Source organism: Nocardioides sp. YIM 152315, assembly GCF_029210375.1.
Lineage (GTDB): Bacteria > Actinomycetota > Actinomycetes > Propionibacteriales > Nocardioidaceae > Nocardioides.
The window spans coordinates 502,029-527,551 of record NZ_JARGER010000043.1; the positions used below are offsets into that span (position 1 = coordinate 502,029).

Below are 25,523 nucleotides of genomic sequence, written 5' to 3' on the forward strand. Positions count from 1 at the left end.
ACATCTCCTAGCCCCGTGCGGCCGCGGCCGCACGGGCGGCAGCCGGCAGGGCGTCGAGCACCGTCGAGACGGCGCGGTCGTCGTGGGCGGAGGACAGGAACCACGCCTCGTACGCCGAGGGCGGCAGGTAGACGCCGGCGTCGAGCATGGCGTGGAAGAACGCGGCGTACGCCGCCTGGTCGGTCGTCGACGCGTCCGCGAAGTCGCGCACCCGCTCGCCGACGTCGGCGGTGAGGAAGACGGAGAACATCGTGCCGGTCGACTGCACGACGTGCGGTACGCCGGCCCGGGTGAGCGCGTCGGAGGCGGCGACCTTGATGGTGTCGGCCGCGGCGCCGATGTGCGCGTAGACCTCGTCGGTCGCGAGCCGCAGCGTGGTGAGGCCGGCGGTGGTGGCGATCGGGTTCCCGGACAGCGTGCCGGCCTGGTAGACCGGGCCCTCCGGTGAGAGCCGCGACATCACGTCGGCGCGGCCGCCGAAGGCCGCGGCGGGGAAGCCGCCGCCCATGACCTTGCCGAAGGTCATCAGGTCGGGGCGCCAGCCCTCGACGGCGCCGTCGAGGCCCCACTGGCCGTGCTTGCTGGCCCGGAAGCCGGTCATCACCTCGTCGCTGACGAACAGCGCACCGTGGGCGCGGCAGCTCTCCGCGAGGAACGCGTTGAAGCCGGGCTCCGGGGGGACGACGCCCATGTTGCCGGGCGCCGCCTCGGTGATCAGGCAGGCGATCCGGTCGGGGTGCTCCGCGAACACCTTCTCGACCGCGGCCCGGTCGTTGTAGGGCAGGACGACCGTCAGCTCGGTGGACGAGGCCGGCACGCCGGGGGTGCCCGGGACGGCGAACGTCGCGAGGCCGGACCCGGCCGAGGCGAGCAGCGAGTCGACGTGGCCGTGGTAGCACCCGGCGAACTTCACGACGACGTCGCGGCCGGTGAAACCGCGGGCCAGCCGGATGGCCGACATCGTCGCCTCGGTGCCCGACGAGACGAAGCGCACCCGCTCGACCGGCGCCCGCGAGACGATCTCCTCGGCGAGCTCGACCTCGGGCTCGGTCGGCGCGCCGTACGACGTGCCGCGCGCGACCGCCTCGGCGACGCGGGCCTGCACCTCGGGGTGCGCGTGCCCGAGCAGCATCGGGCCCCAGGAGCAGACGAGGTCGACGTACTCGTTGCCGTCGGCGTCGGTCAGCCACGCGCCGGCGGCCGACCGGATGAACCGGGGCGTGCCGCCGACCGCGTTGAAGGCGCGGACCGGGGAGTTCACGCCCCCCGGGGTCACCGCGCGAGCCCTCTCGAACAGGGCGGAGCTGACGGCGGTGGGACGGGGCACCGGCCCATTGTCCCCGAGCCGCCCAACCGGGCCCAGCCCAGGTCGGCGGGGGCGTCCCGCGGCGTGGGCCAGGCCACGTCGCGGACGCGTCGGGGGAACACGTTTCACCGTTCCGACCTGCGGGAATGGTCGGACCACCCGCGAAGGGCTGCACGTCCCCGCGGGGCGACGTACCGTAACGAGAGCAGGGCCCGGTCGTTTGACGACCGTCACCCGCGCCGAGGGAGCGCGGGTGGGTCCGGGGAGCAGGAGCTGCAGGAGATGTCCAGAACTGGGTCGAGCGACGGCCGCCGGTCGCGCCTCGGGCGTGGCCAGAAGGCGATGGCCGTGGTCCCGCTGGCGGTGCTCTCCGCCGCGTGGACTGCCAGCATCGCGACCACGGGGGCGGGCACCGCGCTCGCCGACGCCACGACCGACTCGACCCTCCCCGACGGCACCAGCCTGCCGACCCAGGCGATCGAGGACCCCGCGAGCGTGTCGTCCGCCTCGGGCGGCGTCCGTCCGGGCGCCGTCGGCAACGCCGAGCGGGTCGTCGCCACCGCCACGACGTCGGGCATCCCTGCCGCCGCGCTCGCGGCGTACCAGCGGGCCGAGACCGTCATCAACTCCGCAGACTCCGGCTGCCACCTGACCTGGCAGCTGGTCGCCGCGATCGGCCGGGTCGAGTCCAACCACGGCCGCTTCGGCGGCAACACGCTCAACGGCGAGGGCGTCGCGACCCCGGGCATCTTCGGCAAGCCGCTCGACGGCGGCCACGGCACCAGCCGGATCTCCGACACCGACGCGGGGCAGTACGACTCCGATGCGGTCTGGGACCGCGCCGTCGGGCCGATGCAGTTCATCCCGTCCACCTGGTCCGTGGTCGGCGTCGACGCCGACGGCGACGGCCAGCGCAACCCCCAGGACGTCGACGACGCGGCCCTCGCGACCGCCGTCTACCTCTGCTCCGGCAACGACGACCTGAGCACCACCGCCGGCCAGCGCGCCGCCGTGTTCCGCTACAACCACAGCGACGCGTACGTCGACCTGGTGCTGTCGATCATGCAGGCCTACCTCGACGGCGAGTTCACCTCGGTGCCCAACGGCGTGACCTCGGCCGGCTACGTCGTACCGGAGCTCCCGGAGAAGCCCGGCGACGGCAAGAAGCCCACCCAGGGCGACCGGGGCGACAAGGGCGACGACGGCGGCGCCGGCGGCGACGACACCTCGGCCGACGACGAGGGCGGCACCGGCGACGGCGGCACCAGGCCGACGCCGCCGCCCACGCAGCAGCCGACGCAGCCGCCCACCCAGCAGCCGACCCAGCCCGCCGACACCTCGGCGACGAAGTCGGCCGACCCCCCGAAGCTGCCGCTGCCGACCCTGACGCTCCCGGCGCTCCCCTCGACCTCGATCACCCCGGTCGACCAGCTGCTGTCCGACGTCCAGGCGCGCGCCCAGTGCCTGCTCGACGGCTACCTCGACAACCTGCTGCGCACCGACGACCCGTACGACCAGTGCGTCTACGCCTACACGCACTGATCTGACCAGGTGCGCGAGCGTCGAAGCCCCGTGGGACCGCCCGTCGCTGTTTCATCAAGGGATGCAGGTCGACCTGCGGTCCCCTCGATGAGCTCGACAAGGGAAGCGCGGCTTGGCCTGCATCCCTTGATGAAGCCGCCGCCCGGCGCCACCGACCGACGTCAGCGCGCAAGCAGCCGCGCGGCCTCGCTCGCCCAGTAGGTCAGCACCACGTCGGCGCCGGCGCGCCGGATCGAGGTGAGCGTCTCGAGGATCGCCGCCTCGCGGTCGATCCAGCCGTTCGCGGCGGCGGCCTCGACCATGGCGTACTCGCCCGAGATGTTGTAGGCCGCGACGGGCACGTCGACGGCGTCGCGGACCCGGCGCAGCACGTCGAGGTAGGCCAGCGCCGGCTTCACCATCACGAGGTCGGCGCCCTCCTCCACGTCGAGCAGCGCCTCGCGCACGCCCTCGCGGCCGTTGCCGGGGTCCTGCTGGTAGGTGCGGCGGTCGCCCTGCAGCGCGGAGTCGACGGCCTCGCGGAACGGGCCGAAGAACGCCGAGGCGTACTTCGCCGAGTAGGCCAGGATCGACACGTCGGTGTGCTCGGCGGCGTCGAGGGCCGCCCGGACGACGGCGACCTGGCCGTCCATCATGCCGCTGGGTCCGACCATGTCGACGCCGGCGTGCGCCTGGGCGCGCGCCATCTCGGCGTACGCCGCGAGCGTGCGGTCGTTGTCGACCTTGCCGTCCGGCGTCAGGACGCCGCAATGACCATGGTCGGTGAACTCGTCGAGGCACAGGTCGCTCATCACCGTGAGCGCATCGCCGACCTCGGCGACCACGTCGGTGATCGCGAGGTTGAGGATGCCGGCCGGGTCGATCGCGCCGGACCCCTCCGCGTCCTTCTCCTCCGGGATGCCGAAGAGCATGACGCCGCCGAGCCCGAGGTCGACGGCCTCGGCCACCGCCTTCAGCAGCGTCGAGCGGGTGTGCTGCACGACGCCGGGCATCGAGGAGATCGGTCGCGGCTCGTCGAGACCCTCGCGCACGAAGAGCGGCAGCACGAGCTGCCGCGCCTCGAGCGACGTCTCCCCCACCATCCGGCGCAGCGCCGGCGTGGTGCGCAGGCGCCGCGGCCGGACCGTGGGTCCGGACACCGGAGGGACGAGGGGATCGGTCATTCGGCGCGGGCCTTCCGGCGCGCGGAGGTCTTCCGCTCCGACGGCTTGGTGACGGGCTGGCCGGCCTCGAGCAGCGAGATGCGGCGCGCCGCGCCGAAGTCGGCGAGCGCGTCGACGAGCTCCTCGACGTCCGGCTTGCTCGCGAGCACGTCGACCCGGAGGCCGTGCTCCTCGGCGGTCTTGGCCGTCGCGGGACCGATCACCGCGATCACCGTCGAGGCGTGCGGCTTGCCGGCGATGCCGACCAGGTTGCGCACCGTCGACGACGACGTGAAGACCACCGCGTCGAACCGGCCGGTCTTGATCGCGTCACGGGTCTCCGGCGGCGGCGGCGCGGCTCGCACGGTGCGGTACGCCGTGACGTCGTCGCACTCCCAGCCGAGGTCGATGAGGCCGGCGACGAGGTTCTCGGTCGCGATGTCGGCGCGCGGCAGGAAGACCCGGTTGATCGGGTCGAGCAGCTCGTCGTACTCCGGCCAGTTCGCCAACAGCCCGGCGGCCGACTGACCGGCTGGATCATCGGCCGACGGCACCAGGTCGGCACGCAGGCCCCAGTCGGCGATCACCTGGGCGGTCTTGTCGCCGACGGCGGCGATCTTGAGGCCGGAGAAGGCGCGCGCGTCCAGGCCGTACTCCTCGAACTTCTCCCGCACCGCCTTGACCGCGTTGGCCGAGGTGAAGGCGATCCACTCGTACCGGCCCTCGACGAGGCCGCGGACGGCCTTGTCCATCTGCTGCGGGTTGCGCGGCGGCTCGACGGAGATGGTGGGCACCTCGTCGGGCACCGCGCCGTAGCCGCGCAGCCGCTCCGAGAGCGCGCCCGCCTGCTCCTTGGTGCGTGGCACCAGGACCCGCCACCCGAAGAGCGGCTTGGTCTCGAACCACGACAGCGTCTCGCGCAGGTCGACCACGTCGCCCACGACGGTCACCGCCGGCGGCGCCATCCGGGCGGCGCGCGCGTCGGCGGCGATCCGCTCCAGGGTGGAGGCGACCGTGGCCTGCTCGGTGGTGGTGCCGACCCGGGTCATCGCGACGGGAGTCTGCGGGCTCCGGCCCGCGGCGACCAGCGCCTTGGCGATGTCGCCGATCTGGCCGACGGCCGAGAGCAGCACGAGGGTGCGCCTGTCGGCGTACCGGCCCCAGTCGACCTTGTCGCCGCACGTCACGACCGCGACCTCGCGGTGGTCCTTCGTGGTGAGCGGGATGCCGGCGTACGCCGGGACCGCGTTGACGGACGAGACGCCCGGCACGATCTCGAACGCGAGCCCCGCCTTCACGCACGCCTGCGCCTCCTCCGGCCCGGAGGCGTAGAGGAACGGGTCGCCGGCCATCAGCCGCACCACGCGCTGGCCCTTCTTGGCGTGGCGGACGACGACCTTGCCGCGCGCGGCGTGGGTCAGCGGCTGGCCGTCCTCGCCGAAGCCCCCGTCGACGATCTCGGGGCCGGCGGGCTTCGCGTCGTCGGCCGGCACCGGCAGGTCGAGGACCTTGCGGATCAGGTCGGCGTGCTCGGGGACCTCGGTGACGACGACGTCGGCACGCCGCAGCAGCTCGACGGCGCGCACCGTGAGCAGGCCCGGGTCGCCGGGGCCACTGCCCACGAACGACACCCAGCCGCGCGGCTGGTCCTTCGGGGTGGTCTTGGCTCGGGTCATGCGTTCTGCACCTTGTCTAGCGAGTGGTCGTTCTCCGGCTTCGCGAGGTCCGCCGCGCCGTCGGCGAGCATCTCCCGGGCGAGCCGGTCGCCGACGCCGGCGGCGTCGGCCGGGTCACCGGTGGCGGACATCCGCACCGAGAGACCCCCGTCGGGCGAGAGGGCGATCGCCCGCACCCACAGCTCCTCGCCGTCGTCGCCCTCGACCAGCTCGGCCAGGGCTCCGATCGGCGCGGAGCAGCCTCCTTCGAGCGTCGCGAGCACGGCCCGCTCCGCCTCGACCGCCGCGCGGGCGCGGGGGTCGTCGAGCACCTCGCGCAGCTGCACCGCGAGGTCGTCGTCGTGGCGGCACTCGACCGCGAGCGCGCCCTGCCCGGGGGCGGGGAGCACCTGCAGCGGGTCGAGCACCTCGGTCGCCTCGTCGAGGCGACCGATGCGGGCCAACCCGGCGCGCGCGAGCACGACGGCGTCGTACTCCCCCGACCGCACCTTGGCGATCCGGCTGTCGACGTTGCCCCGGACGCCGTCGACGTCGACGCCGAGACCGAGCGCGCGCAGCTGCGCGGCCCGTCGCGGCGACCCGGTGCCGACGCGGCTGCCGACGGGCAGCTCGCCGAGGCTCAGGCCGTCGCGGGCGACGACGACGTCGCGCGGGTCCTCGCGGCCCGGGATCGCGGCCAGCACGATGCCCTCGGCGGGGTACGTCGGGAGGTCCTTGAGCGAGTGCACGGCGACGTCCACGCGCCCGTCGAGCAGGGCGTCGCGCAGTGCGCTGACGAACACGCCGGTCGTCGACGTCCCGGCCAGCGGGGTGCCGGCGGCCTGGCTGCGGTCGCCCTCGGTGCTGATCTCGACCAGCTCGACCTCACGGCCGAGCAGCTCGGCGATCCGGTCGGCGACCAGCCGCGACTGGGTGGTCGCGAGCACGGAGGCGCGGGTGCCGATGCGGACGGGGGCGCTCACGACAGCGCCTCCGGACGGGTCACGGCGTCGACCGCCTCGGGGTCGAGCGCGAAGAGCTCGGCGAGCGCGGCCGCGTAGGAGACGGCGCCGGTCTCGTTGGCGAGCTCCTTCACGCGCACGGTCGGCTCGTGCAGCAGCTTGTCGGCGACCCGGCGCACCGTGTGGAGCACCTCGGCGCGGGTCGCGTCGTCGAGGTCGGGCACGCGGCCCGAGAGCCGGTCCATCTCGGCGTCGACGATCGCGGTCGCCATCGAGCGCAGCGCGACGACGGTCGGCGTGACGCTGGCCTGTCGGCGCGCGGCGAGGAACGCCGCGACCTCCTGCGTGACGATCCGGCGGACGGCGGCGACCTCCTGGCCGGCCTCGCTGCCGCGCAGCTCCTCGGCGAGCTCGGTGAGGTTGACCAGGCTGACGCCCGGCAGCCCGCCGACCTCGGGGTCGACGTCGTGCGGCAGGGCGAGGTCGATGATCGAGATCTCGCGGCCGTCCGCGATCGCCGCCTCGACCATCGCACGGGTCACCACGACCCCGGTCGAGCCGGTGCAGGACACGACGACGTCGGCGAGCGCCAGCTCGGCGCCGAGGTCGGTCAGCGCGGCCGAGCGGGCGCCGTACTCGTCGGCCAGCCGCTCGGCCCTCCCGGCGGTCCGGTTGGCGACGGTGACGCTCGCGGCGCCGCGGCGCGAGACGGTCGCGGTCGCGAGACCGGCCATCGCGCCGGCGCCCAGCACCAGCACCCGCTTGCCGGACAGGTCGCCGACCGCGGCGTGGCTGCGGTCGAGCGCCGCCGACACGAGCGAGGGCGCGGCACGGTCGATGTCGGTCTCGGCGCGGGCCCGCTTGCCGACCCGCAGCGCCTGCTGGAAGAGCACGTTGAGCGACGGTCCGACCGTCCCGATCTCCTGGCCGGCGCTGAGGGCGTCGCGGGTCTGGCCGAGGATCTGACCCTCGCCGAGCGCCATCGAGTCGAGGCCGGCGACGACCTGGAAGAGGTGGGACACCGCTCCGTCGTCGTAGTGGACGTAGAGGTGCGGGAGCATCTCCCCGGTCGAGCCGCCCGCGCGCTCGACGAGGAGGCGGGACACCTCCTCGACGCTGCCGTGGAAGCGGTCGACGTCGGCGTAGATCTCCACGCGGTTGCAGGTGGCGATCACGGTGGCCTCGGTGACGTGCTCGCACGCGGAGACGTCGTCGATCAGCTTGTGGACGCCCTCGCCGTCGAGGGCGACCCGCTCCAGCAGGGAGACGGGTGCGGACTTGTGGGACACGCCCACGACGAGGACGCTCATGCGCGTACTCGCTTCGCTCCGTGCGCGCATGAGGCACAGGACGCACTGCTCTGAACGGTTCGCTCGCTGCGCTCGCTCACGCTCCGACCTCCTGGCTGGGGGCCCCCTGGGTCTTGCGCTGCTCGTGGTAGGCGAGGATCTGCAGCTCGATGGAGAGGTCGACCTTGCGGACGTCGACCTGGTCGGGCACCGAGATCACGGTCGGCGCGAAGTTGAGGATGCTGGTGATCCCGCAGGCGACCATCCGGTCCGCGACGTCCTGGGCGGCCACGGCCGGCGTGGCGATCACGCCGATGGCCACGGCGTGGTCGTGGACGATCTGCTCGAGGTCGGCGAACGGGCGGACCACCAGCCCCGCCACGACCTCGTCGCGCCGGGCCGGGTCGGCGTCGAGCAGGGCCACGGTGCGGAAGCCGCGGCTGCGGAAGCCGGAGTAGTTGGCGAGCGCCTGGCCGAGGTTGCCGATGCCGACGATGACGACGGGCCAGTCCTGGGTCACGCCGATCTCGCGGGCGATCTGGTAGCGGAGGTACTCGACGTCGTAGCCGACGCCCCGGGTGCCGTAGCTCCCGAGGTAGGAGAGGTCCTTGCGCAGCTTGGCGCTGTTGACCCCGGCGGCGACCGCGAGCTCCTCGCTGGAGCAGGTGCTGGTGCCCTGCTCGGACAGCGTCGTGAGGGCCCGGAGGTAGACGGGCAGCCGTGCGACGGTCGCCTCGGGGATGTCCCGAGCGGTCTCGGATGAGGTCCGTGCGGTCACTGCTCTTGTCTTTCCATAGCCGAGGGGCTGCTGGGCCGTCGCCGGGCGCCGAGGAGGGCCTCGGAACCTGACGGCTCGTTCACTGTAGGAGTTTGTGAACGGGAGAACAAAACGGAGCGATCGGCAGGGCCGGACGGCGCTAGCACATGTGAGATGACCCACGCCGGGCGGGGCCGGAGCGGCCGACGCCGCCGGCTCAACGGGGGGCGAGCGTCGCGCGGAGGCGGTGCTCGTCCACCCGCCAGAAGTCGTGCTGGCGACCGTCGACGAAGGTGACCGGGATCTCCTCGGCGAAGCGCTCCCCCAGCGCCGGGACGTCGTCGATCGACACCTCGACGTACCGCTCACCGAGGTCGGCGCAGACCCGCTCGATGACCGCGCGGGCGTCGTCGCACAGGTGGCAGCCCGGCCTCGAGTACAGCGTGATCCTCGGGTCGCCCACGCCTACTCCAGGAGGCCGAGGGTACGGCGGCGCTCGATGCCGCGCAGCCGGCCCTTCTGCACCTTGCCGGTGATGGTGCGGGGCAGCTCGTCGACGACCTCGATCCGTGAGGGCTGCTTGAAGCGGGCGAGCCGCGCCGCGCAGTGCGCGCGCACCGCCTCGGCGATCGCGTCGGGGTCCGCTTCCGGCGCGCGGACGTAGGCGACGACCGCCTCGCCGGTCAGGTCGTCGTCGACGCCGATCACCGCGACCTCCACGACTCCGGGGACCTCCTCGACGACGTCCTCGACCTCGACCGGGTAGACGTTGAACCCGGAGACGATGACCAGCTCCTTGAGCCGGTCGACGAGGAAGAGGTCGCCGTTCTCGTCGAGGAAGCCGACGTCGCCGGTGGACCACCAGCCGTCGGCGTCGGGCCCGCCGGCACCGTCGGGCCAGTAGCCGCTGAACAGGTTGGCTCCGCGGATCGAGATCTCGCCGGGGTCGTCGCCCTCGGGTGGCCGCCCGTCGTCGTCCACCAGCCGGAGGTCGATGCCCGGGAGCGCGGCGCCGACGGATCCGGACCGGTTGACCGCGCTGCACAGCGTGCTCGTGACGACGGGCGATGCCTCGGTGAGCCCGTAGCCCTCGTGCACCGGGACGCCGCTGCGCGCGGTGAAGTCCTGCGCGACCTCGGGGCTCAGCGGCGCGGACCCGGAGAGGATCAGCCGGACCGGACCGAGACGCTCGCGCAGATCGGGCTCCGAGCGCCAGTAGGCCAGCACCGGCGGCGCGACCGGCACCACGCTGCACGCCTCGTCGTCGATGATCGCCAGGGTCTCCTGCGGGTCGAACCGCTCGACGAGCACGAGCTTGGCCCGCCGCCGCAGCACGCTGCCGAGCACCGCATTGAGACCGTAGACGTGGAACAGCGGCAGCACGCCGAGCACGACGTCGTCGCCGTGGATCATCGGCGGCTCGACCTGCGCACACTGGTCGATGTTGGCCAGCAGCGCCCGGTGGGTCAGCATCGCCGCGCGCGGAAGCCCGGAGGTGCCGCTGGTGTAGAGCAGCGCCGCGAGCTTGTCGGGGTCCTGCAGCGGGGGGATCGGCCGCGGCGGCTCGGCGCGCAGCTCGTCGTACGACGGCTCGCCCACGACGACCAGGCGCGGCGGCGGCTCGACCGCGCGGAGGGCATCGCGGACGACGGCGACGGTCGACGCGTCGGCGACCGCGACCCGCGCGCCGGAGTCGTCGAGCATCCGCGCCAGCTCGCCGACGGCCGAGCCCGGATTGACGGGCACCGCCACCGCCTGCGCCCGGAGCACGCCGAGGTACGTCGTCACGAACTCGAGACGGTTGCCGATCGCGATCAGCACCCGGTGGCCGCCGACGATGCCGGCGCCGGCGAGCCCGGTGGCGATTCGGTCGACCTCGTCCTCGAGACCGGCCCAGGTCAGGCTGCGGCCGCCGGCCTCGACGACGGCGAGCCGATCGGGACTCTCGGCGGCGGCGCGGCTCACCAGCTCGGCCACGTCACGGATCCCGGGCATGAGGGGGATACTTCCACATCCCGCGGCCCCTCCGGCTGGGTCTACCCTGCCGATGTGACGCCCCCGGAGCGCAGACCGCGACCGCTGAACCTGCAGCTGCGGTCGACGCTGGCCGGCGAGGCGGCGGCCGCCTCCGCCGAGGTCGAGTCCGCGCTGACGCCCCCGCTGGACCCCGGGGCCGCGGCCTTCTTCGACGTCGACAACACCGTGATGCAGGGCGCGAGCATCTTCCACCTCGCCCGCGGACTGCACCGACGCCGGTTCTTCACCACCCGGGAGATCCTCGGCGCCGCCTGGAAGCAGGCCTACTTCCGGGTGGTCGGCGTCGAGGACCCCGATCACGTCGCCGACGCCCGGTCCTCGGCGCTCGGCTTCATCGCCGGTCACACGGTCGCCGAGCTCCAGTCGCTGGGCGAGGAGATCTTCGAGGAGGGCATGGCCCACCGGATCTGGCCGGGCACCCGCGCGCTCGCGCAGCTGCACCTCGACGAGGGCCAGCGCGTGTGGCTGGTGACGGCCGCCCCGATCGAGATCGCGCAGATCATCTCCCGCCGACTCGGGCTCACCGGCGCTCTCGGCACCGTCGCCGAGCACGTCGACGGGGTCTACACGGGCCGGCTCGTCGGCGACCTGCTGCACGGGCCGGCCAAGGGCGAGGCGGTCAGGGCGCTGGCGGTGCGCGAGGGCCTCGACCTGAGGCGCTGCTCGGCGTACTCCGACTCCTACAACGACCTGCCGATGCTCTCCCTGGTCGGCGACCCGTGTGCGATCAACCCGGACGCCAGGCTCCGCCATCACGCCCGCGAGCAGGGCTGGCGGATCCGCGACTACCGCACGGGCCGCAAGGCGCTGCGCATCGGCATCGCCGCAGGGGCGGTCGCTGGAGCCGCGACGGGCACCGTCGCCGCCGGAGTGGCGCTGCGCGGACGACGGCACTGAGGCCCCGGCCCAAACCCGGATCGCGGGTGACATGGACCACACCCATCCTTTGCCTACTGGCCGGTTCACACTGCCGTAACTCCTGTTTACGATGACCGGAGGCTCCCACTGCACGCGGTCTGGGGGAGCCGGTCTTGGGAGGGCTGTTCGACGATGGCAGGAGACGTCCGCGACCAGGCGGGAGGGCTCGAGGCCCTGCGCCGACTCGTCGCCGAGGTGCTGCTCGCCGAGCGCCCGGTCGCCGTCGGAGCCCCGCTCGGACTCCTCGCGAGCGAGGCCGCGACGGACCGTTCCACCGGCGGCAGCAGCAGCCGCGGCTCCGGTGGGTACGACGACGCCGGGCTCGCCGCGTCATCGGAGGAGGACGAGGCCGAGCGCACCCGACTGATCGCGCTGGTGGAGCTCGCGCGGCAGGGCGACGCCGATGCGTTCGGGATGCTCTACGACCACTACCACGGCTCGGTCTACCGGTTCCTCTTCTACCGGACCCGCTCGTCCACGCTGGCCGAGGACCTGACGTCGGAGACGTTCTTCCGCGCGCTGCGGAGCATGAACAACTTCCGCTGGCAGGGCAAGGACTTCGGCGCCTGGTTGATGACGATCGCGCGCAACCTCACCACCGACCACTTCAAGGCCGGCCGCACCCGTCTCGAGCTCACGACCGAGGACATGAGCCTCCACGACGACGCGACCGACGGCCCCGAGGGCACCGTGATCGCGGGCCTCACCAACGAGATCCTGATGCAGGCGCTCACCGAGCTGCCGGCCGAGCAGCGGGACTGCCTGGTGATGCGCTTCCTGCAGGGCATGAGCATCGCCGAGACCGCCGCGGTCCTGGGCCGCAGCGACGGCGCGGTCAAGCAGCTGCAGCTGCGCGGGGTGCGCAACCTCGCCAAGCTGATGCCGGAAGGGCTGCGGGACTGATGGCGCGCCGCGACGAAATCGTTTACGTCCCCCGTGGGGTCGGCGTAACTCCGCCGGTTCCCCCGTCGTTGGAGTCGACATGACATGGGGGAACCGGGCGCGACGGCGCGCCGAGGAGTTCGCCGCCCTGGTCGAGCGATCCTCGACGGGCGAGCGGACCGATGCTGCAGCCACCCGCGACTCGGAGCTGCTGGAGCTCGTCGGCTCCTTGCGAGCGGTTCCCGCACCGGAGCCGCGGCCGGAGTTCGTGGCCGACCTGCGCGCCCGGCTCATGACCGAGGCCGAGACCGCGCTGGTGCCCGACGACCTCTCGAAGCTCCGGCTCCCGGCCCGCCGTACCGCGCGGGAGCGGCGCCTCGCGGCGGTCGTCGGCGGGTTGGCGATCGCCGGCGCCACGGCCTCCGTCGCGGTCGCGGCGCAGTCCGCGCTCCCCGGTGAGTCCCTCTACCCGATCAAGCGGGTCATCGAGTCCGCGCACGCCAACCTGTCGCCCGGCGAGGCCAGCAAGGGCAGCATCGAGCTCGCCGGCGCCACCGACCGCCTCGAGGAGGCAGCGGCGCTGGCGACGTCGGACGACCTCGGCGCGCACGCGCGCGTCGCACCGACCCTCGCCACGTTCAGCGACCAGGCGACGCGCGGTGCCGACCTGTTGTTCGCCGACTACGCGCACAGCGGCCGCGAGGCGTCGATCGTCAAGCTGCGCGACTTCGCCTCGGGCAGCCTCACGCGGCTGGAGGACCTCGAGCCGCAGGTGCCCGCCGACGCCCGCGACGAGCTCATCGCCGCCGCCAACGTGGTCGCCCAGATCGACGCCGAGGCGGCCCAGCAGTGTCCCGACTGCGGCGGCACGCCGATCGAGGCGTTCCCGCCGTCGCTGACCGCGGCCGCGCCCGTCGAGCTCCCCACGGTCCCGGCGACCGCGCAGGAGCCCCGCGGATCCCGCGGCGACGGCGACGAGCAGGACGAGGCGCGGCCGGGCAAGGGGACGGACGGCGACCCCCGGGGCGACCGGGGCGCCGAGGACAGCACCGGCACCGACCTCCCGGACGTCGGCGGCGACGTCCCGCCGGGCAGCGTGCTCGACCCGACCACCGCCCCGAGCCCGACCGCCTCGCCCACGCGCGGCACCAACCCCGTCAAGGCGCTGACCGAAGGTCTCACCGGCGTCCTCACCGGGGGCGCGACCGCGAGCAGCCCGGCGTCGAGCGGTGGCGGCACCGGCACCACTCCCACGACCGGCCCGCTGACGGGGGCCGTCACCGGGACGGTGACCGGGACCGTCGAGGGCGTCACCGAGATCCTCCAGGGGGTGCTCGACCCGATCACCGGCGCGCTCCTGCCGCCGCCACCGCAGCAGTAGCCGGCCTGCGAGGCCCGCGCGCGTCGCGTCAGCGGAAGACGGACTGACGCTGCATGAGCAGCGAGTAGAGGGTCTGCTGGATGGTCTCGCGGACCTGGTCGGTCACGTTGAAGACCAGCATCGGGTCCTCGGCGGCGCCGGCGTCGAACTCGTCGGTGCGGATCGGCTCGCCGAACTCCAGCAGCCACTTCGACGGGAGCGGCACGAGACCGAGAGGCCCGAGCACCGGGAAGAACGGCGTGATCGGGATGTACGGCACGCCCAGCAGCCGGGCCAGCGAGGGCAGGTTGCCGACGAGCGGGTAGATCTCCTCGGCGCCGACGACCGAGAGCGGGACGATCGGGACACCGGTGCGGACCGCCGCGGCGACGAACCCGCCGCGGCCGAACCGCTGGAGCTTGTAGCGCTCGGCATACGGCTTGCCGATCCCCTTGAAGCCCTCGGGCCAGACACCCACCAGCTCTCCGTTGCGGAGCATCCGCTCGGCGTCCTCGTGGCACGCGAGAGTGGCGCCGCTGCGGCGCGCCATCGAGCTGACGAACGGCAGGCGGAAGACCAGGTCGGCGCCGAGCGGGCGCAGGAACCGCCCCGTGTGGTCGTGGATGGACACCATCGTCATCAGCCCGTCGACCGGGATGGTGCCGGAGTGGTTGGAGACCACGAGCGCGCCGCCGTCGGCGGGTAGGTTCTCAATCCCGCGCACCTCGATGCGGAACCACTTCTGCGCGATGGGACGCAGCGCCGACATCAGGAAGCGCTCGGTGACCTCCCGGTCGAAGCCGTACTCGTCGACGGTGTAGTCGCCGGTGACCCGGCGACGCAGGAACGCCAGGAACCGCGCCAGCTGCGGCTCCCAGTCGTCGCCGAACACGTCGACGGCGGCGTGCTGGAAGGCCGTCAGCCAGTCGGCCGCCGGGATCCCTTGCGTGGGTGCCGGCTCCTCGACCGGCTCGTCCGTCGGCTCGGGTCGGGGCGCCGCCTTCGGGGCCTGCTCCTTGGACGCCTGCTTCTTCGAGGCTGGCTTCTTCGAGGCTGGGTTCTTCGAGGCTGGCCTCTTCGGGGCTGGCTTGTGCGGGGCGAGGCCACGCGCCGCCGAGGAGGGCTGGGTGCCGGTGCCGCGGCCCTGGCGGCCGCGGGTGCCGATCGGGATGATCTCGGCGTCACCCACGGCGACCCCCGGCCGGGGTGGCGACAGGCTCCGACAGGCGCTCGGCGAGGCCGGCCAGGGCGCGCTCCGCGCGGCCGCCGCCCGCGGGCGCGAGCGGCGCCGCGAAGTCAGCGAAGGCGCCCGCGGTGGTGAAGGTCGGCTCGAAGCCGAGGTCGGTGCGCATCCGGGTCGTGTCGACGCCGCGGCCGTAGGTGAGGAATGCCGTCTGCTCGGGCGAGAAGTCCGCCAGCCGCGCGGAGCGCAGGGTCGAGCCGACGTTGCCGACCGCGAACGACGGGAGCGGGACCGTCGGGTGGCGCAGCCGCCGCAACGCCTGCGACAGCATCAGGATGCCGTCGCCGGCGACGTTGAAGGTGCCGGGGACGTCGCTGCGGGTCGCGTGCAGCAGCACGTCCAGGAGGTCCTGCTCGTGCAGGAACTGCAGGCGCGCGTCGTGGCCGAGCACGGTCGGGATGACCGGCAGCCGGAAGTAGGACGTGATCGGGCTGGTGACGTGCGGCCCGATGACGTTGGCCGCGCGCAGCAGGGTGACGCGCACGTCGGGGCGCCGGCGGGCGAACCCGCGGACGTACCCCTCGATCTCGGCGACGTCCTTGGCGTAGCCGGAGCGCGGCGCGCGGCGAGGCTCCATGTCCTCGGTGAACATGGCGGGGTCGCGGCTGCTCGCGCCGTAGACCGTCGTCGTCGACTTCACGACGAGCGTGCGGAGGCCGGGCGCCTTCTGGCACGCCGCCAGGAGCTGCATCGTCCCGATGACGTTGAGCTCCTTCATCGTGTGACGACCCCCGGCGCTGCCCGGGGTCGAGATCACGCTCATGTGGACGACGGTGTCGACGTCCTCCTTGACGATGACCTTGGCGATGACGGGGTTGCGGATGTCCGCGCGGACGAACGAGACGTCGCCGATGTCGCCGCGGGGCGGCACGACGTCGACGCCGATGACCCGCGCGACACCCGGGTCTGCCGCAGCAGCGCGCGCGAACCTCCGGCCGAGGTCACGCGAGACCCCGGTGACGAGGACGACCGTGCCGGCGCTGCCCATGCGACGACGAGCGCGAGGCCTACTTGCCGAGCTTGCGACGCTGGACGCGCGTCTTCTTCAGCAGCTTGCGGTGCTTCTTCTTGGCCATGCGCTTGCGCCGCTTCTTGATGACAGAACCCACAGGGAAACCTTTCGACAGCCGTACCGCCGCCCCCGGACGGACCCGGCGGACCGGCCCAGCCTATCCGGGCGCGCCCGCTCGGCAGAATCGACCGGTTCTCCCGGACCGCGGAGCCCGGCGCGGTCGGCTCGGTCCGGCTCAGCCGGCGCTGTAGAAGCTCTTGCGCAGGTACTCGTCGACGTCCGACTCGAGGACGCGGAACGAACGACCGACCCGGACCGCCGGCAGGTCGCCGCCGTGGACGAGCCGGTAGACGGTCATCTTGGAGACCCGCATCATCGCCGCCACCTCGGCGACGGTGAGGAACTTCGAGTCGTTGATGTCCCCGGAACTGGTAGCCATCGTGCACCGATTCTTTCTGTCGGACGCGCCACCGGCTTCCCCACCGGTGCTGACACGCGCCGTGCCTTGCGTGAGAATAGAGCCTGATGTGACTCGTGGGGAAGAGGTTCATCAAAGATGCGATCAGGACGCGGCGTGTCCGCTTGCATCCGGGCGACGAACTCCTCCCGTGTAGTTCGCGGCCGTCGACCTCAGGGCATCGGGTCGAGTCCGTGCAGTGGGAACACCTCCATGCGGGTCGCGTGGATCGCCCGGTCGAGCCAGGCCTCGGGGTCGTAGCCGTCCCTCCAGTCACGGTACGCCGGGGTCCGCCCGTCGGTGAGCCGCATCGGGGCGGCCCGGCCCAGCCGCTCCCGGACGTGCTCGCGCCAGGCGCCCGGGGTGTCCCGCGCTGGGTCGAGCGGCGCGCCGCTCACGATCGCCAGCAGGTGGCTCCAGGCGCGCGGCACCACGTCGACCAGCGCGTAGCCACCGCCACCGGTCGCGACCCAGCGGCCCTCGCACAGCTCGTGGGCGAGGTCGTGCAGCGCGAGGTACGCCGCGCGCTGACCGTCGACGGTGAGCATCAGGTGCGCGAGCGGATCCTCCGCGTGGGAGTCGCAGCCGTGCTGCGTGACGAGCACCTGGGGCCGGAACTCGCGCAGCAGCGGCGGCACCACGGCGTGGAAGGCGCGCAGCCAGCCGGCGTCCGCCGTGCCCGGTGGAAGCGCGACGTTCACGGCCGAGCCGAGCGCGTCCGGGCCACCGAGGTCGCGGGGGAAGCCCGTGCCCGGGAAGAGCATCTGGCCCGTCTCGTGCAGCGAGATCGTCAGCACCCGGGGGTCGTCCCAGAACACCCGCTCGACGCCGTCTCCGTGGTGGACGTCGAGGTCGACGTACGCGACCCGCTCCGCTCCCCGCTCGAGCAGGGAGCGGATGCCCACCGCGACGTCGTTGTAGATGCAGAAGCCGCTGACCCGGTCGGGCATCGCGTGGTGCAGGCCGCCGGTGATGTTGGCGGCATGCATCGACTCGCCGCTCCAGACCTGTCCGAACGCCTCCACGCTCGCCCCGACGATGTGCGCCGCGGCCCGGTGCATGTCGCGGAAGACCGGGTTGTCGTCGGAGCCGAGCCCATGCGCCTCGTCGACCGTCCCCGGGTTGCGACCGGCCCGCAGCACGGCCTCGATCAGCTCGGGACGGTGCACGGTCGAGATCACGTCGTCGCTCGCCATCGGCGCGGGTACGACGCGCAGCCGGTCGCCGACGACGCCGAGCTCGGTCGCGAGCCGCATCGTCAGGTCCACCCGGAGCGGCGACATCGGGTGGTCGGGACCGAAGTCGTACTCCGTCAGGCTCTGGTCGAAGACGACCGTCGCCGGTCCGGAACACTCCACCGACGCCTGGGCCATGTGACGGACGCTACCGCTACGCTGGTCTCGTGCTGATCGCCCGTACCTTCATCTGGTGGCCCGCCTGACGGCGGCCCACCTCCCAGCACACCCTGCACACGGCCGCCCACGGGCGGCCGTTCTCGCGTGCCACCCGTGGGCTCTCACACCCCAGGAGATCCCATGTCACACCACCGGCACCGCAAGCTCTCTCTGCTCACCCCGAGCGGCCACCTCACCCTCGGCAACCTGCTCGGCGCGCTGCGCCCGATGGCCGCCGGCCAGGCAGGGGCCGAGTGCTTCTACGGCATCGCGGACCTGCACGCGCTCACGACCCCGCACGACCCGACCGCGTTGCGCGACGCGGTCCGCGAGATGGCCACGCTCCTGCTGGCCGCCGGGCTCGACGAGTCCACGCTGTTCGTGCAGAGCCGGGTGCCGGCCCACGCGCAGCTGGCGTACCTGCTCGAGTGCACGGCGTACACCGGCGAGCTCAACCGGATGATCCAGTTCAAGGAGAAGGGGCGGGGGGTGGACGCCACACGGGTCTCGCTCTACACCTACCCCGCACTGATGGCGGCCGACATCCTGCTCTACCGGCCGCGGCAGGTGCCGGTCGGCGCCGACCAGCGCCAGCACGTCGAGCTGACCCGCGACCTCGCGATCCGGTTCAACAACACCTACGGGCCCGTCTTCACGGTCCCCGAGGTGACGGTCCCGCCCGTCGGCGCGCGGGTGATGCGACTCGACGACCCGACCCGCAAGATGGGCAAGTCCGACAACTCCGCCGGCGTCGTCGCGCTGCTCGACCCTCCCGACGTCGTACGCCGCAAGATCGCCCGCGCGGTGACCGACTCCGACGCGGGCGACGACGCGGTCCGGTCCGACCCGACCAAGCCCGGTGTCTCCAACCTCCTGCAGATCCTCGAGGCGTGTGGCGGCAGCGCCGAGGGCGTCACGACGTACGGCGCCCTCAAGCGGGCCGTCACCGACGCCGTGGTGGCCGAGCTCGAGCCGCTCCAGAAGCGGTACGCCGAGCTCGCGGCCGATCCGGTCCACGTCGACGGGGTGTTCCGCGCCGGCGCCGAGCACTGCCGGGAGGTCACCGCGCCGGTGCTGGCGGCTGCCGAGGCGGCGATCGGGCTGTGACTGGCGGTCAGAGCAGGCGCTTGAGGGCCCGCTCGGACTCGGTCGGCAGCTGGACTGGGACGGGCTCGCCGAGCGCGCGCAGTCGCCAGCGGTCGCCGTCGCGGGTGATCCGGGCCAGCACCACGCCGGTGTCCGGGATGCCGAGCGTGAGCGTCACCCGGGCGACCTCGACGTCGTCCTCGCCGAGGACGCGGCAGTAGGCGTTGGCGATCCACTCCAGAGTCTGGCCCTGGTAGCTGGTGACGAGCAGGAAGATCGTGTCGATCTGGGGGTGCACCCGGCCCAGGTCGACGCCGATCAGCTCGTCGTCGCCCTCGCCGCTGCCGGTGAGGTTGTCGCCGAGGTGGACGACGGACCCGTCGCGCGTCTGCGTGTTGTTGTAGAAGGCGATGTCGAAGAGGCGGCCGCCCCCGAACTCGATCGCCGACGCGTCGAGGTCGACGTCGCGGGCCCCGGCGCTGAGCGCGCCCGCGTGGGGCACCTTGTCCCAGCCGAGGCCCATCCGGAGCTTCCCGGCAAGCTCGACCTCCTGGCCGATCTGCAGCTCGATCACGCGGACGACGTTAGCGCGCCCCAGCAGGCGCGCTCAGCCGTTCCCTCAGCCGTTGCCCTCAGCCGTTGCCCTGGGCGAGGGACCTCGACCGGTCGCGGGCCGCCTCCATCGCGGCGAGGAAGGCCGCGCGCACCTTGTGGATCTCGAGCTCGCGCAGCGCTGCGGCGGTGGTGCCGGCCGGCGAGGTGACCTGTTCGCGCAGCACCACGGGGTGGGTGCCGGTCTCGCGGAGCATCTTCGCCGAGCCGACCACGGTCTGGACGACGAGATCGGTGGCGGTCGAGCGCGGCAGGCCGAGGTGGACGCCGGCCTCGATCATCGACTCGACGACGTAGAAGATGTACGCCGGGCCGGAGCCCGAGATCGCGGTGACCGCGTCCTGCTGGCGCTCCGGGATGCGCAGCACCTTGCCGACCGACGCCATCAGCTCCTCCGCCTCGGCGAGGTGCTCGTCGCCGCAGTGGGAGCCCGGCGAGATCGCGGCCATGCCCTCGTCGACCAGGGCCGGGGTGTTGGGCATGACCCGGACGACGGCGACGCCCTCGGGCACGCGGGCCTCGATGAACGCGGTGGTGATGCCGGCGGCCAGGGAGACCACGAGCTGTCCGGGGCGCAACGCCGGCGCGATCTCGTCGAGCAGGTCGCCCATGTCCTGGGGCTTGACCACCAGCGCGAGGGTGTCGGCCTTGCGCGCCGCCTCGACGTTGGTCACCACCGCGACGCCGTACCGCTCCTCGAGCTCGCTGGCCCGCTCGGCGCGCTTCTCTCCGACGAGCAGGTTGTCGACCCGGCGGCCCGCGCGGACCAGGCCGGAGAGGAGGGTCTCGCCCATGACGCCGGCTCCGAGAATGGCAGTTTGGGACATGGACGCTCCGCTAGCTCTTGGAGATGAGGGACCGCAGGAAGAATGTCAGGTTCTGCGGACGCTCGGCGAGCCTTCTCATCAGGTAGCCGTACCACTCGGTGCCGTAGGGCACGTAGACGCGCACCCGCTCGCCCTTGCCGGCCAGGCGGCGCTGCTCGTCCGGCCGGATGCCGTAGAGCATCTGGAACTCGTAGCTGCCCGGCGCACGGCCGTGGCGGCTGGCCAGCGACGACGCGATCTCGATCATCCGCGGGTCGTGGGTCGCGATCATCGGGTAGCCCTCGCCCGCGAGCAGGACCTTCAGGCAGCGCACGTAGGCCTTGTCGATCTCGAGGCGCTCCTGGAAGGCGACGGTCTCGGGCTCGAGGTAGGCGCCCTTGCAGAGCCGCACCCGGGAGCCCTCGTGCGCGAGCGCGCGGCAGTCGGCCTCGGTGCGGTGGAGCATCGCCTGCAGCACGGCGCCGGTCTCGGGGAAGTCCTTGCGCAGCTCGCGCAGGATCGTCAGCGTCGAGTCGGTGGTGGTGTGGTCCTCCATGTCGAGGGTGACCGTGGTGCCGGCGTTGCGGGCGGCGCGGCAGATCGTGCGGGCGTTCTCGAGCGCGATCTTGTGACCTCCCCCGAATCCGGCGGCGTCGGGCAGGAACTGGCCGATCGCGCTCAGCTTCACCGAGACCTCCGCGCCGCGGGTCAGGCCGCGGGCGGAGAGCTCCCGGAGGAGGTCGAGGTAGGCCTGCACGGTCGCCTCGGCCTGCTCGGCGTCCAGGGTGTCCTCGCCGAGGAAGTCGAGGGTCGCCAGGAGGCCCTCGTCGGCGAGCCCGGCGGTCGCCTCGACGGCGGCCTCGGTGGTCTCGCCGGGGACATGGCTGTGGACGATCCCGGCCGAGACCGGCATGGCGCTCACCAGCTGCTTGACCGCGGCGCTGCGGGCAAGGAGCAGGAGCGGCTGACGGAGGATGGACATGCCTCTCAGGCTACGTCCGGGGCGCCGCGGGCACCGATTCCAGGGGTCGTCTCAGGGGGTACGCCGCCGCAGGGTGGCGGCGCCGAGCACGAGGCCGCCCAGGGCGAACGCCGCGACCACCACCAGGTCCTGCCAGACGTCGGCGGTCTCGGCCGTCAGGGTGAGCGTCTGCATGGCGTCGACGGCGTAGCTGAGGGGAAGGACGTCGCTGACCCACTCGAGCACGTCCGGCAGCTGGTCGCGGGGGATGAAGAGCCCGCACAGCAGGATCTGCGGGATCACGACCGCCGGCATGAACTGCACGGCCTGGAACTCGGTCTGCGCGAAGGCGCTGACGAACAGGCCGAGTGCCGTGCCGAGCACGGCGTCGACGACCGAGACCACCGTCAGCAGCCAGACCGGGCCCTGCACGTCCAGGTCGAGCAGGCCGACGCTCAAGGCCACCGCGAGCACCGACTGCGCCGCCGCGACCACGCCGAACGCCACGCCGTACCCGAGCAGGAAGTCGAGCTTGCCCATCGGCATCGCGAGCAGGCGCTCGAGGGTGCCGCTGGAGCGTTCCCGCAGGGTGGTCACGCTCGTGACGAGGAACATCACGATGAACGGGAACATCGCCAGCAGGGCGGGGCCGACCTCGTCGAAGACCGGGGTGTCCTCGAACATCCACCACAGCAGGGTGATCAGCAGGCACGGGAGCACCAGCAGCATGGCGAGCGTGCGGTGGTCACGGCGGATCTGGGTGAGCACGCGACCGGAGATCGCGAGAGTGATGCGTGCGTTCATGCCGCTCCCTCCACGATGGCGAGGAACGCGGACTCGACGTCGTCCGTGCCCGCCTTCTCGCGGATCTCCTGCGGGCTCCCGTCGGCGATGAGCCGGCCCTCGCGCATCAGCAGCAGCCGGTCGCAGCGGTCGGCCTCGTCCATCACGTGGCTCGACACGAAGACCGCGGCTCCCTCCTCCGCGAGCCCGTGGAACAGCGCCCAGAGGTCGCGTCGCAGCACGGGGTCGAGCCCGACGGTCGGCTCGTCGAGCACCAGCAGGTCGGGCTTCCCGAGCAGCGCGGCGGCGAGGCTGGCGCGGGACCGCTGGCCGCCGCTGAGCCGCCCCACCACCTGGCCTTGGTGAGCGGCGAGGTCGACGGCGTCGACGGCACGCTCGACGTCGTCGCGGCCGGCGCCGAGCACGCGCGCGAAGAACCTGAGGTTCTCGGCGACGGTGAGGTCGTCGTACACGCTCGCCGCCTGGGTGACGTAGCCGACCCGCGCCCGCAGCGGCTGGCTGCCGGCCGGCTCCCCGAAGACGGTCACGGTGCCGGCCTTGACCTGCTGGACGCCGACCAGGCAGCGCATCAGCGTGGACTTGCCGCAGCCGGACGGACCGAGCAGGCCGGTCACCCCGCCACCGATCGTCACGTCGAGGTGTTCCAGCACCGTGCGCCCCCCGCGGACCACGTGCAGGTCGTGGATCTCCACCGCGTTATTCACCATACGATGAATTATGCGTGGCGTGGGGTGGTGCGGCAAGGGGTGACCGGGCGGAATACCCGGTGCACCGGGGAATCTCGCACTTCTCGGCCGATGCAACACCCGAGAAGTGCGGGGATACCCGGTGCACCGGGTATCCCCGCACCGGCCGGCCTCGCTACGGCAGCGGCATCTCGAAGTAGCGCTGGATCGTGGGAGCGACGGCGGTGACGACGTCCGCGGCCGGCATGGAGGCGAGCGGTTCGAGCTCGAGGACATAGCGGGCGATGATCAGCCCGAAGATCTGGCTGGCCACGAACGGCAGGCGGCGCTCCGGGTGGTCCAGGCCGAGGGCGGTGGCGACGGGCAGCACGATGGCGGGCAGGAAGCCCTCGCGGATCAGCGTCGGCCCACCGGGCTCCAGGATCCCGCGGACGACGCCGAGCAGCGGCGTCTTCAGCTCCGGGTCGTCCCACACCCCGAGGAAGGCGGTGAGCAGACGTTCGGCGGCCCCGTCGATGCCACCCTCGACGGCCGGCCCGATCACGGCGCTCGGATCGATCGGGAGCTCGAGCGCGGCGACGAACAGGTCGTGCTTGGTGCCGAAGTAGTGGTGCACCAGCGCCGCGTCGACGCCGGCGTCCGCGGCGACCGCGCGGACCGACGTACGTCCGTAGCCCTGCTCGGCGAAGCGCGCGCGAGCGGCCGTGAGGATCGCGGCCCGGGTGTCGGGGGCGCCGGGCCGGCGACCCCGCCGCCCCGGCGCCACCGGCCTGGTCTGGTCCATGGTCGATCAGGCTACGGCGTGGCGACCCTCTCGGTGCGGGTCCGGTCGAGCGCGACGGCGACGATGACGGCGACCACGATCCCGATGACCGGCGGGATCCCGACCTCGGCCTCCTTCGACCAGTAGGCGAGGGCGCTGGCGACGGCGTACGTCGCGACGTTGCGCACGTCGAACGCCGGCGGCGTCAGCTCGGCCGGGATGCCGCGGCGCCACCGCAGGAAGAAGTCGGCGATGATCACGCCGCCCAGTGGCGGGATGAACGTGCCGAGCAGGCCGAGGTAGTCGATCAGGTGGTTCTGGACGCCCGTCAGTGCGAGCACCGTGCCGATCACGGAGCCGCCCACGACGAACGGCGTCTTCGACGGCTTCTCGAACAGCTCGGCCCCGGCGACGCCGAACGCGTACGCGGTGTCCGCGTTGGACTTCCAGAGGTTGCCGAACAGCAAGAAGACGCCCCAGCCGACGAGCCCCAGGTTGTAGAGCACCAGCACGAAGTCGCCCTCGCCGAACGTGATCGCACCGATCGCGCCGAAGAGGATCATCAGGCCGTTGCCGACGAGGAACCCGATGAGGCAGGCCCAGACCGCCTGCGACCCGGAGCGGCCGAAACGGGTCCAGTTCGGCGCCTGAGTGCCGGCGGAGACGAACGTGCCGACGACCGTGGTGATCGCCACCGACAGCGCCATCGTGGCTGTCGGCTCGACGTCGAACAGACCACTGAGGCCGCCGACCTCGTCGAGCGAGCGGACCACGACCCAGACCGCGAGCACGAGGATCAGGGGCGTGGAGACCAGCGAGACCCAGTACATCCCGCGGTAGCCGTAGCACGCGGTGACGCACATCAGGACGCTGGTGAGCACCATGATCGTGGCCTTCGCGGCGTAGGAGTCCCAGCCCGCCGCCTCGGCGGTGAGGTCGCCGATCGTGCCGACGACCACGCCGTACCACCCGATCTGGGTGCCGCCCAGCAGGATCGAGGCCAGCTTCGAGCCGCGGTTGCCGAAGCTGTAGCGCGCCATCACCACCGTGGTCAGCCCGGTGCGGGCGCCGACGTAGCCCATCAGCGCGACGTACGTGCCGAGGATGGCCGACCCGGCGAGGATGACCAGCAGCAGCTCCCCGAACCCGAAGGCCGGGCCGAGCTGGGCGCCGGCGAGCATGGTCGGCGTGAAGATCGTGAACCCGAGCAGGACCACGGCCAGCGACCCGAACGACTTGCGGGCGTGCGGCGGGACCGGCGTGACGGGGTAGTCGGGATCGATCGGCTCGGCCCCGACGTCGACGCGGCCTCCGGTGTTCGTGGTCACGCCTCCTCCCCGATGTCCTCGGCCCACAGCCCCGGACGCTCGGCGAGCATGCGGTCCATCAGCTGCCGGCAGGCGGGGTCGTCGAGCACGTCGACGACCACACCGCGGCTGCGCAGCCAGCTCTCGGACGTCTCGAACGTGCGGTTCTCGCCGACCACGATCCGCGGGATGTCGTAGAGGACCGACGTGCCGGCGCACATGAAGCACGGCGACAACGTCGTGTAGAGCACGCTGTTGCGGTAGACCGACGCCGTGAGTCGGCCGGCCTGCTCGATGCAGTCGGTCTCGCCGTGCCGGATCGCGCTGCCCAGCTGGACCCGCCGGTTGCGGCCGACCGCGAGGACCTCTCCCTCGTTGGTCACCAGTGCCGCCCCGATGGGCACGCCGCCTTCCTCCCACCCGAGGCGGGCCTGCTCGATCGCGAGTCCGAGGAAGTGCTTGTCGTCCAGATGTCCTGCGGTGGTCACGAAGCCTCCTGGTGTCGGTGCCCGGCCGCGGGTGCGGCGCACGCCACACCTTGG

At 72.8% G+C, this 25,523-nt stretch carries 26 protein-coding genes; 5 read left to right on the forward strand and 21 right to left on the reverse strand.

Going from position 1 to position 25,523, the window contains the following annotated elements; genetic code table 11:
• Positions 1-7: 7 nt before the first annotated feature.
• On the reverse strand, positions 8-1,327 hold the full coding sequence (gene hemL, locus PZ894_RS21380; protein WP_275747907.1) for a glutamate-1-semialdehyde 2,1-aminomutase: 1,320 nt from the start codon (positions 1,325-1,327) through the stop codon (positions 8-10).
• A 261-nt stretch (positions 1,328-1,588) separates the two neighbouring features.
• Here hemL and PZ894_RS21385 point away from each other — a divergent pair, with 261 nt between their 5' ends.
• Positions 1,589-2,848 carry a lytic murein transglycosylase gene (locus PZ894_RS21385; protein WP_275747908.1) on the forward strand — a complete coding sequence of 420 codons (1,260 nt, stop codon included), beginning with the start codon at positions 1,589-1,591 and terminating at the stop codon, positions 2,846-2,848.
• A 161-nt stretch (positions 2,849-3,009) separates the two neighbouring features.
• Here the strand turns inward: PZ894_RS21385 and hemB are convergent, their stop codons facing one another.
• From hemB to PZ894_RS21420, 7 genes are all read right to left on the reverse strand, one after another.
• A complete protein-coding gene (hemB, locus tag PZ894_RS21390) occupies positions 3,010-4,011 on the reverse strand; it encodes a porphobilinogen synthase (RefSeq protein ID WP_275747909.1) in 1,002 nt (333 codons plus the stop codon).
• Positions 4,008-5,666: a uroporphyrinogen-III synthase gene (locus PZ894_RS21395; RefSeq protein ID WP_275747910.1), complete on the reverse strand. Its 1,659-nt coding sequence runs from the start codon at positions 5,664-5,666 to the stop codon at positions 4,008-4,010. Before PZ894_RS21395 ends, hemB begins: the two co-directional genes overlap by 4 nt.
• The gene (gene hemC / locus PZ894_RS21400; protein WP_275747911.1) at positions 5,663-6,628 is read right to left on the reverse strand and encodes a hydroxymethylbilane synthase; all 966 of its coding nucleotides are present in this window, start codon (positions 6,626-6,628) and stop codon (positions 5,663-5,665) included. The genes PZ894_RS21395 and hemC overlap by 4 nt, the downstream gene beginning before the upstream one ends.
• Positions 6,625-7,917 (reverse strand): glutamyl-tRNA reductase, encoded by a 1,293-nt coding sequence (locus tag PZ894_RS21405; protein ID WP_275747912.1) that lies wholly within the window; start codon positions 7,915-7,917, stop codon positions 6,625-6,627. Before PZ894_RS21405 ends, hemC begins: the two co-directional genes overlap by 4 nt.
• A gap of 76 nt (positions 7,918-7,993) precedes the next feature.
• Entirely contained in the window at positions 7,994-8,674 is a 681-nt protein-coding gene (locus tag PZ894_RS21410) for a redox-sensing transcriptional repressor Rex (RefSeq protein ID WP_275747914.1), read from the reverse strand.
• A 196-nt stretch (positions 8,675-8,870) separates the two neighbouring features.
• Complete coding sequence (locus PZ894_RS21415; protein ID WP_275747915.1) at positions 8,871-9,116, reverse strand: glutaredoxin family protein; 246 nt, start codon at positions 9,114-9,116, stop codon at positions 8,871-8,873.
• 2 nt (positions 9,117-9,118) lie between these two features.
• Positions 9,119-10,648: an AMP-binding protein gene (locus PZ894_RS21420; protein ID WP_275747916.1), complete on the reverse strand. Its 1,530-nt coding sequence runs from the start codon at positions 10,646-10,648 to the stop codon at positions 9,119-9,121.
• Between the two features lie 54 nt (positions 10,649-10,702).
• Here PZ894_RS21420 and PZ894_RS21425 point away from each other — a divergent pair, with 54 nt between their 5' ends.
• The 3 genes from PZ894_RS21425 to PZ894_RS21435 all read left to right on the forward strand — a co-directional run bounded on the left by PZ894_RS21425 (position 10,703) and on the right by PZ894_RS21435 (position 13,871).
• On the forward strand, positions 10,703-11,587 hold the full coding sequence (locus tag PZ894_RS21425; RefSeq protein WP_275747917.1) for an HAD-IB family hydrolase: 885 nt from the start codon (positions 10,703-10,705) through the stop codon (positions 11,585-11,587).
• A gap of 153 nt (positions 11,588-11,740) precedes the next feature.
• On the forward strand, positions 11,741-12,511 hold the full coding sequence (locus PZ894_RS21430; protein ID WP_275747919.1) for a sigma-70 family RNA polymerase sigma factor: 771 nt from the start codon (positions 11,741-11,743) through the stop codon (positions 12,509-12,511).
• Positions 12,512-12,590: 79 nt separating this feature from the next.
• A complete protein-coding gene (locus PZ894_RS21435; protein ID WP_275747920.1) occupies positions 12,591-13,871 on the forward strand; it encodes a DUF5667 domain-containing protein in 1,281 nt (426 codons plus the stop codon).
• Between the two features lie 28 nt (positions 13,872-13,899).
• Here PZ894_RS21435 and PZ894_RS21440 read toward each other — a convergent pair whose 3' ends face one another.
• The 5 genes from PZ894_RS21440 to PZ894_RS21460 form a co-directional block, all read right to left on the reverse strand.
• Positions 13,900-15,039 (reverse strand): 1-acyl-sn-glycerol-3-phosphate acyltransferase, encoded by a 1,140-nt coding sequence (locus PZ894_RS21440; RefSeq protein ID WP_275747922.1) that lies wholly within the window; start codon positions 15,037-15,039, stop codon positions 13,900-13,902.
• Entirely contained in the window at positions 15,032-16,081 is a 1,050-nt protein-coding gene (locus PZ894_RS21445) for an NAD-dependent epimerase/dehydratase family protein (protein WP_275747924.1), read from the reverse strand. The genes PZ894_RS21440 and PZ894_RS21445 overlap by 8 nt, the downstream gene beginning before the upstream one ends.
• A gap of 19 nt (positions 16,082-16,100) precedes the next feature.
• A complete protein-coding gene (locus tag PZ894_RS21450) occupies positions 16,101-16,202 on the reverse strand; it encodes an AURKAIP1/COX24 domain-containing protein (protein ID WP_008356322.1) in 102 nt (33 codons plus the stop codon).
• Positions 16,203-16,340: 138 nt separating this feature from the next.
• Positions 16,341-16,544: a helix-turn-helix domain-containing protein gene (locus PZ894_RS21455; protein WP_275747926.1), complete on the reverse strand. Its 204-nt coding sequence runs from the start codon at positions 16,542-16,544 to the stop codon at positions 16,341-16,343.
• Positions 16,545-16,735: 191 nt separating this feature from the next.
• The gene (locus PZ894_RS21460; RefSeq protein WP_275747927.1) at positions 16,736-17,935 is read right to left on the reverse strand and encodes an acetoin utilization protein AcuC; all 1,200 of its coding nucleotides are present in this window, start codon (positions 17,933-17,935) and stop codon (positions 16,736-16,738) included.
• 162 nt (positions 17,936-18,097) lie between these two features.
• Here PZ894_RS21460 and trpS point away from each other — a divergent pair, with 162 nt between their 5' ends.
• Positions 18,098-19,063, forward strand: a complete 966-nt coding sequence (gene trpS / locus PZ894_RS21465; RefSeq protein ID WP_275747928.1) for a tryptophan--tRNA ligase — start codon at positions 18,098-18,100, stop codon at positions 19,061-19,063.
• A gap of 7 nt (positions 19,064-19,070) precedes the next feature.
• Here trpS and PZ894_RS21470 read toward each other — a convergent pair whose 3' ends face one another.
• The 8 genes from PZ894_RS21470 to PZ894_RS21505 form a co-directional block, all read right to left on the reverse strand.
• Positions 19,071-19,616, reverse strand: coding sequence for a TerD family protein (locus PZ894_RS21470; protein WP_275747929.1), 546 nt, complete (start codon positions 19,614-19,616; stop codon positions 19,071-19,073).
• Positions 19,617-19,674: 58 nt separating this feature from the next.
• A complete protein-coding gene (proC, locus tag PZ894_RS21475) occupies positions 19,675-20,481 on the reverse strand; it encodes a pyrroline-5-carboxylate reductase (protein ID WP_275747931.1) in 807 nt (268 codons plus the stop codon).
• 10 nt (positions 20,482-20,491) lie between these two features.
• Positions 20,492-21,436: a proline dehydrogenase family protein gene (locus PZ894_RS21480; protein ID WP_345799165.1), complete on the reverse strand. Its 945-nt coding sequence runs from the start codon at positions 21,434-21,436 to the stop codon at positions 20,492-20,494.
• A gap of 57 nt (positions 21,437-21,493) precedes the next feature.
• Positions 21,494-22,225, reverse strand: a complete 732-nt coding sequence (locus PZ894_RS21485; RefSeq protein ID WP_275747934.1) for an ABC transporter permease — start codon at positions 22,223-22,225, stop codon at positions 21,494-21,496.
• Entirely contained in the window at positions 22,222-22,932 is a 711-nt protein-coding gene (locus PZ894_RS21490; RefSeq protein ID WP_275747935.1) for an ABC transporter ATP-binding protein, read from the reverse strand. Before PZ894_RS21490 ends, PZ894_RS21485 begins: the two co-directional genes overlap by 4 nt.
• Before the next feature lie 154 nt (positions 22,933-23,086).
• Positions 23,087-23,695 (reverse strand): TetR family transcriptional regulator, encoded by a 609-nt coding sequence (locus PZ894_RS21495; RefSeq protein ID WP_275747936.1) that lies wholly within the window; start codon positions 23,693-23,695, stop codon positions 23,087-23,089.
• Between the two features lie 11 nt (positions 23,696-23,706).
• Positions 23,707-25,002 carry a cytosine permease gene (gene codB / locus PZ894_RS21500; RefSeq protein WP_275747937.1) on the reverse strand — a complete coding sequence of 432 codons (1,296 nt, stop codon included), beginning with the start codon at positions 25,000-25,002 and terminating at the stop codon, positions 23,707-23,709.
• Positions 24,999-25,469: a nucleoside deaminase gene (locus PZ894_RS21505; RefSeq protein WP_275747938.1), complete on the reverse strand. Its 471-nt coding sequence runs from the start codon at positions 25,467-25,469 to the stop codon at positions 24,999-25,001. Before PZ894_RS21505 ends, codB begins: the two co-directional genes overlap by 4 nt.
• Positions 25,470-25,523 lie beyond the last annotated feature (54 nt).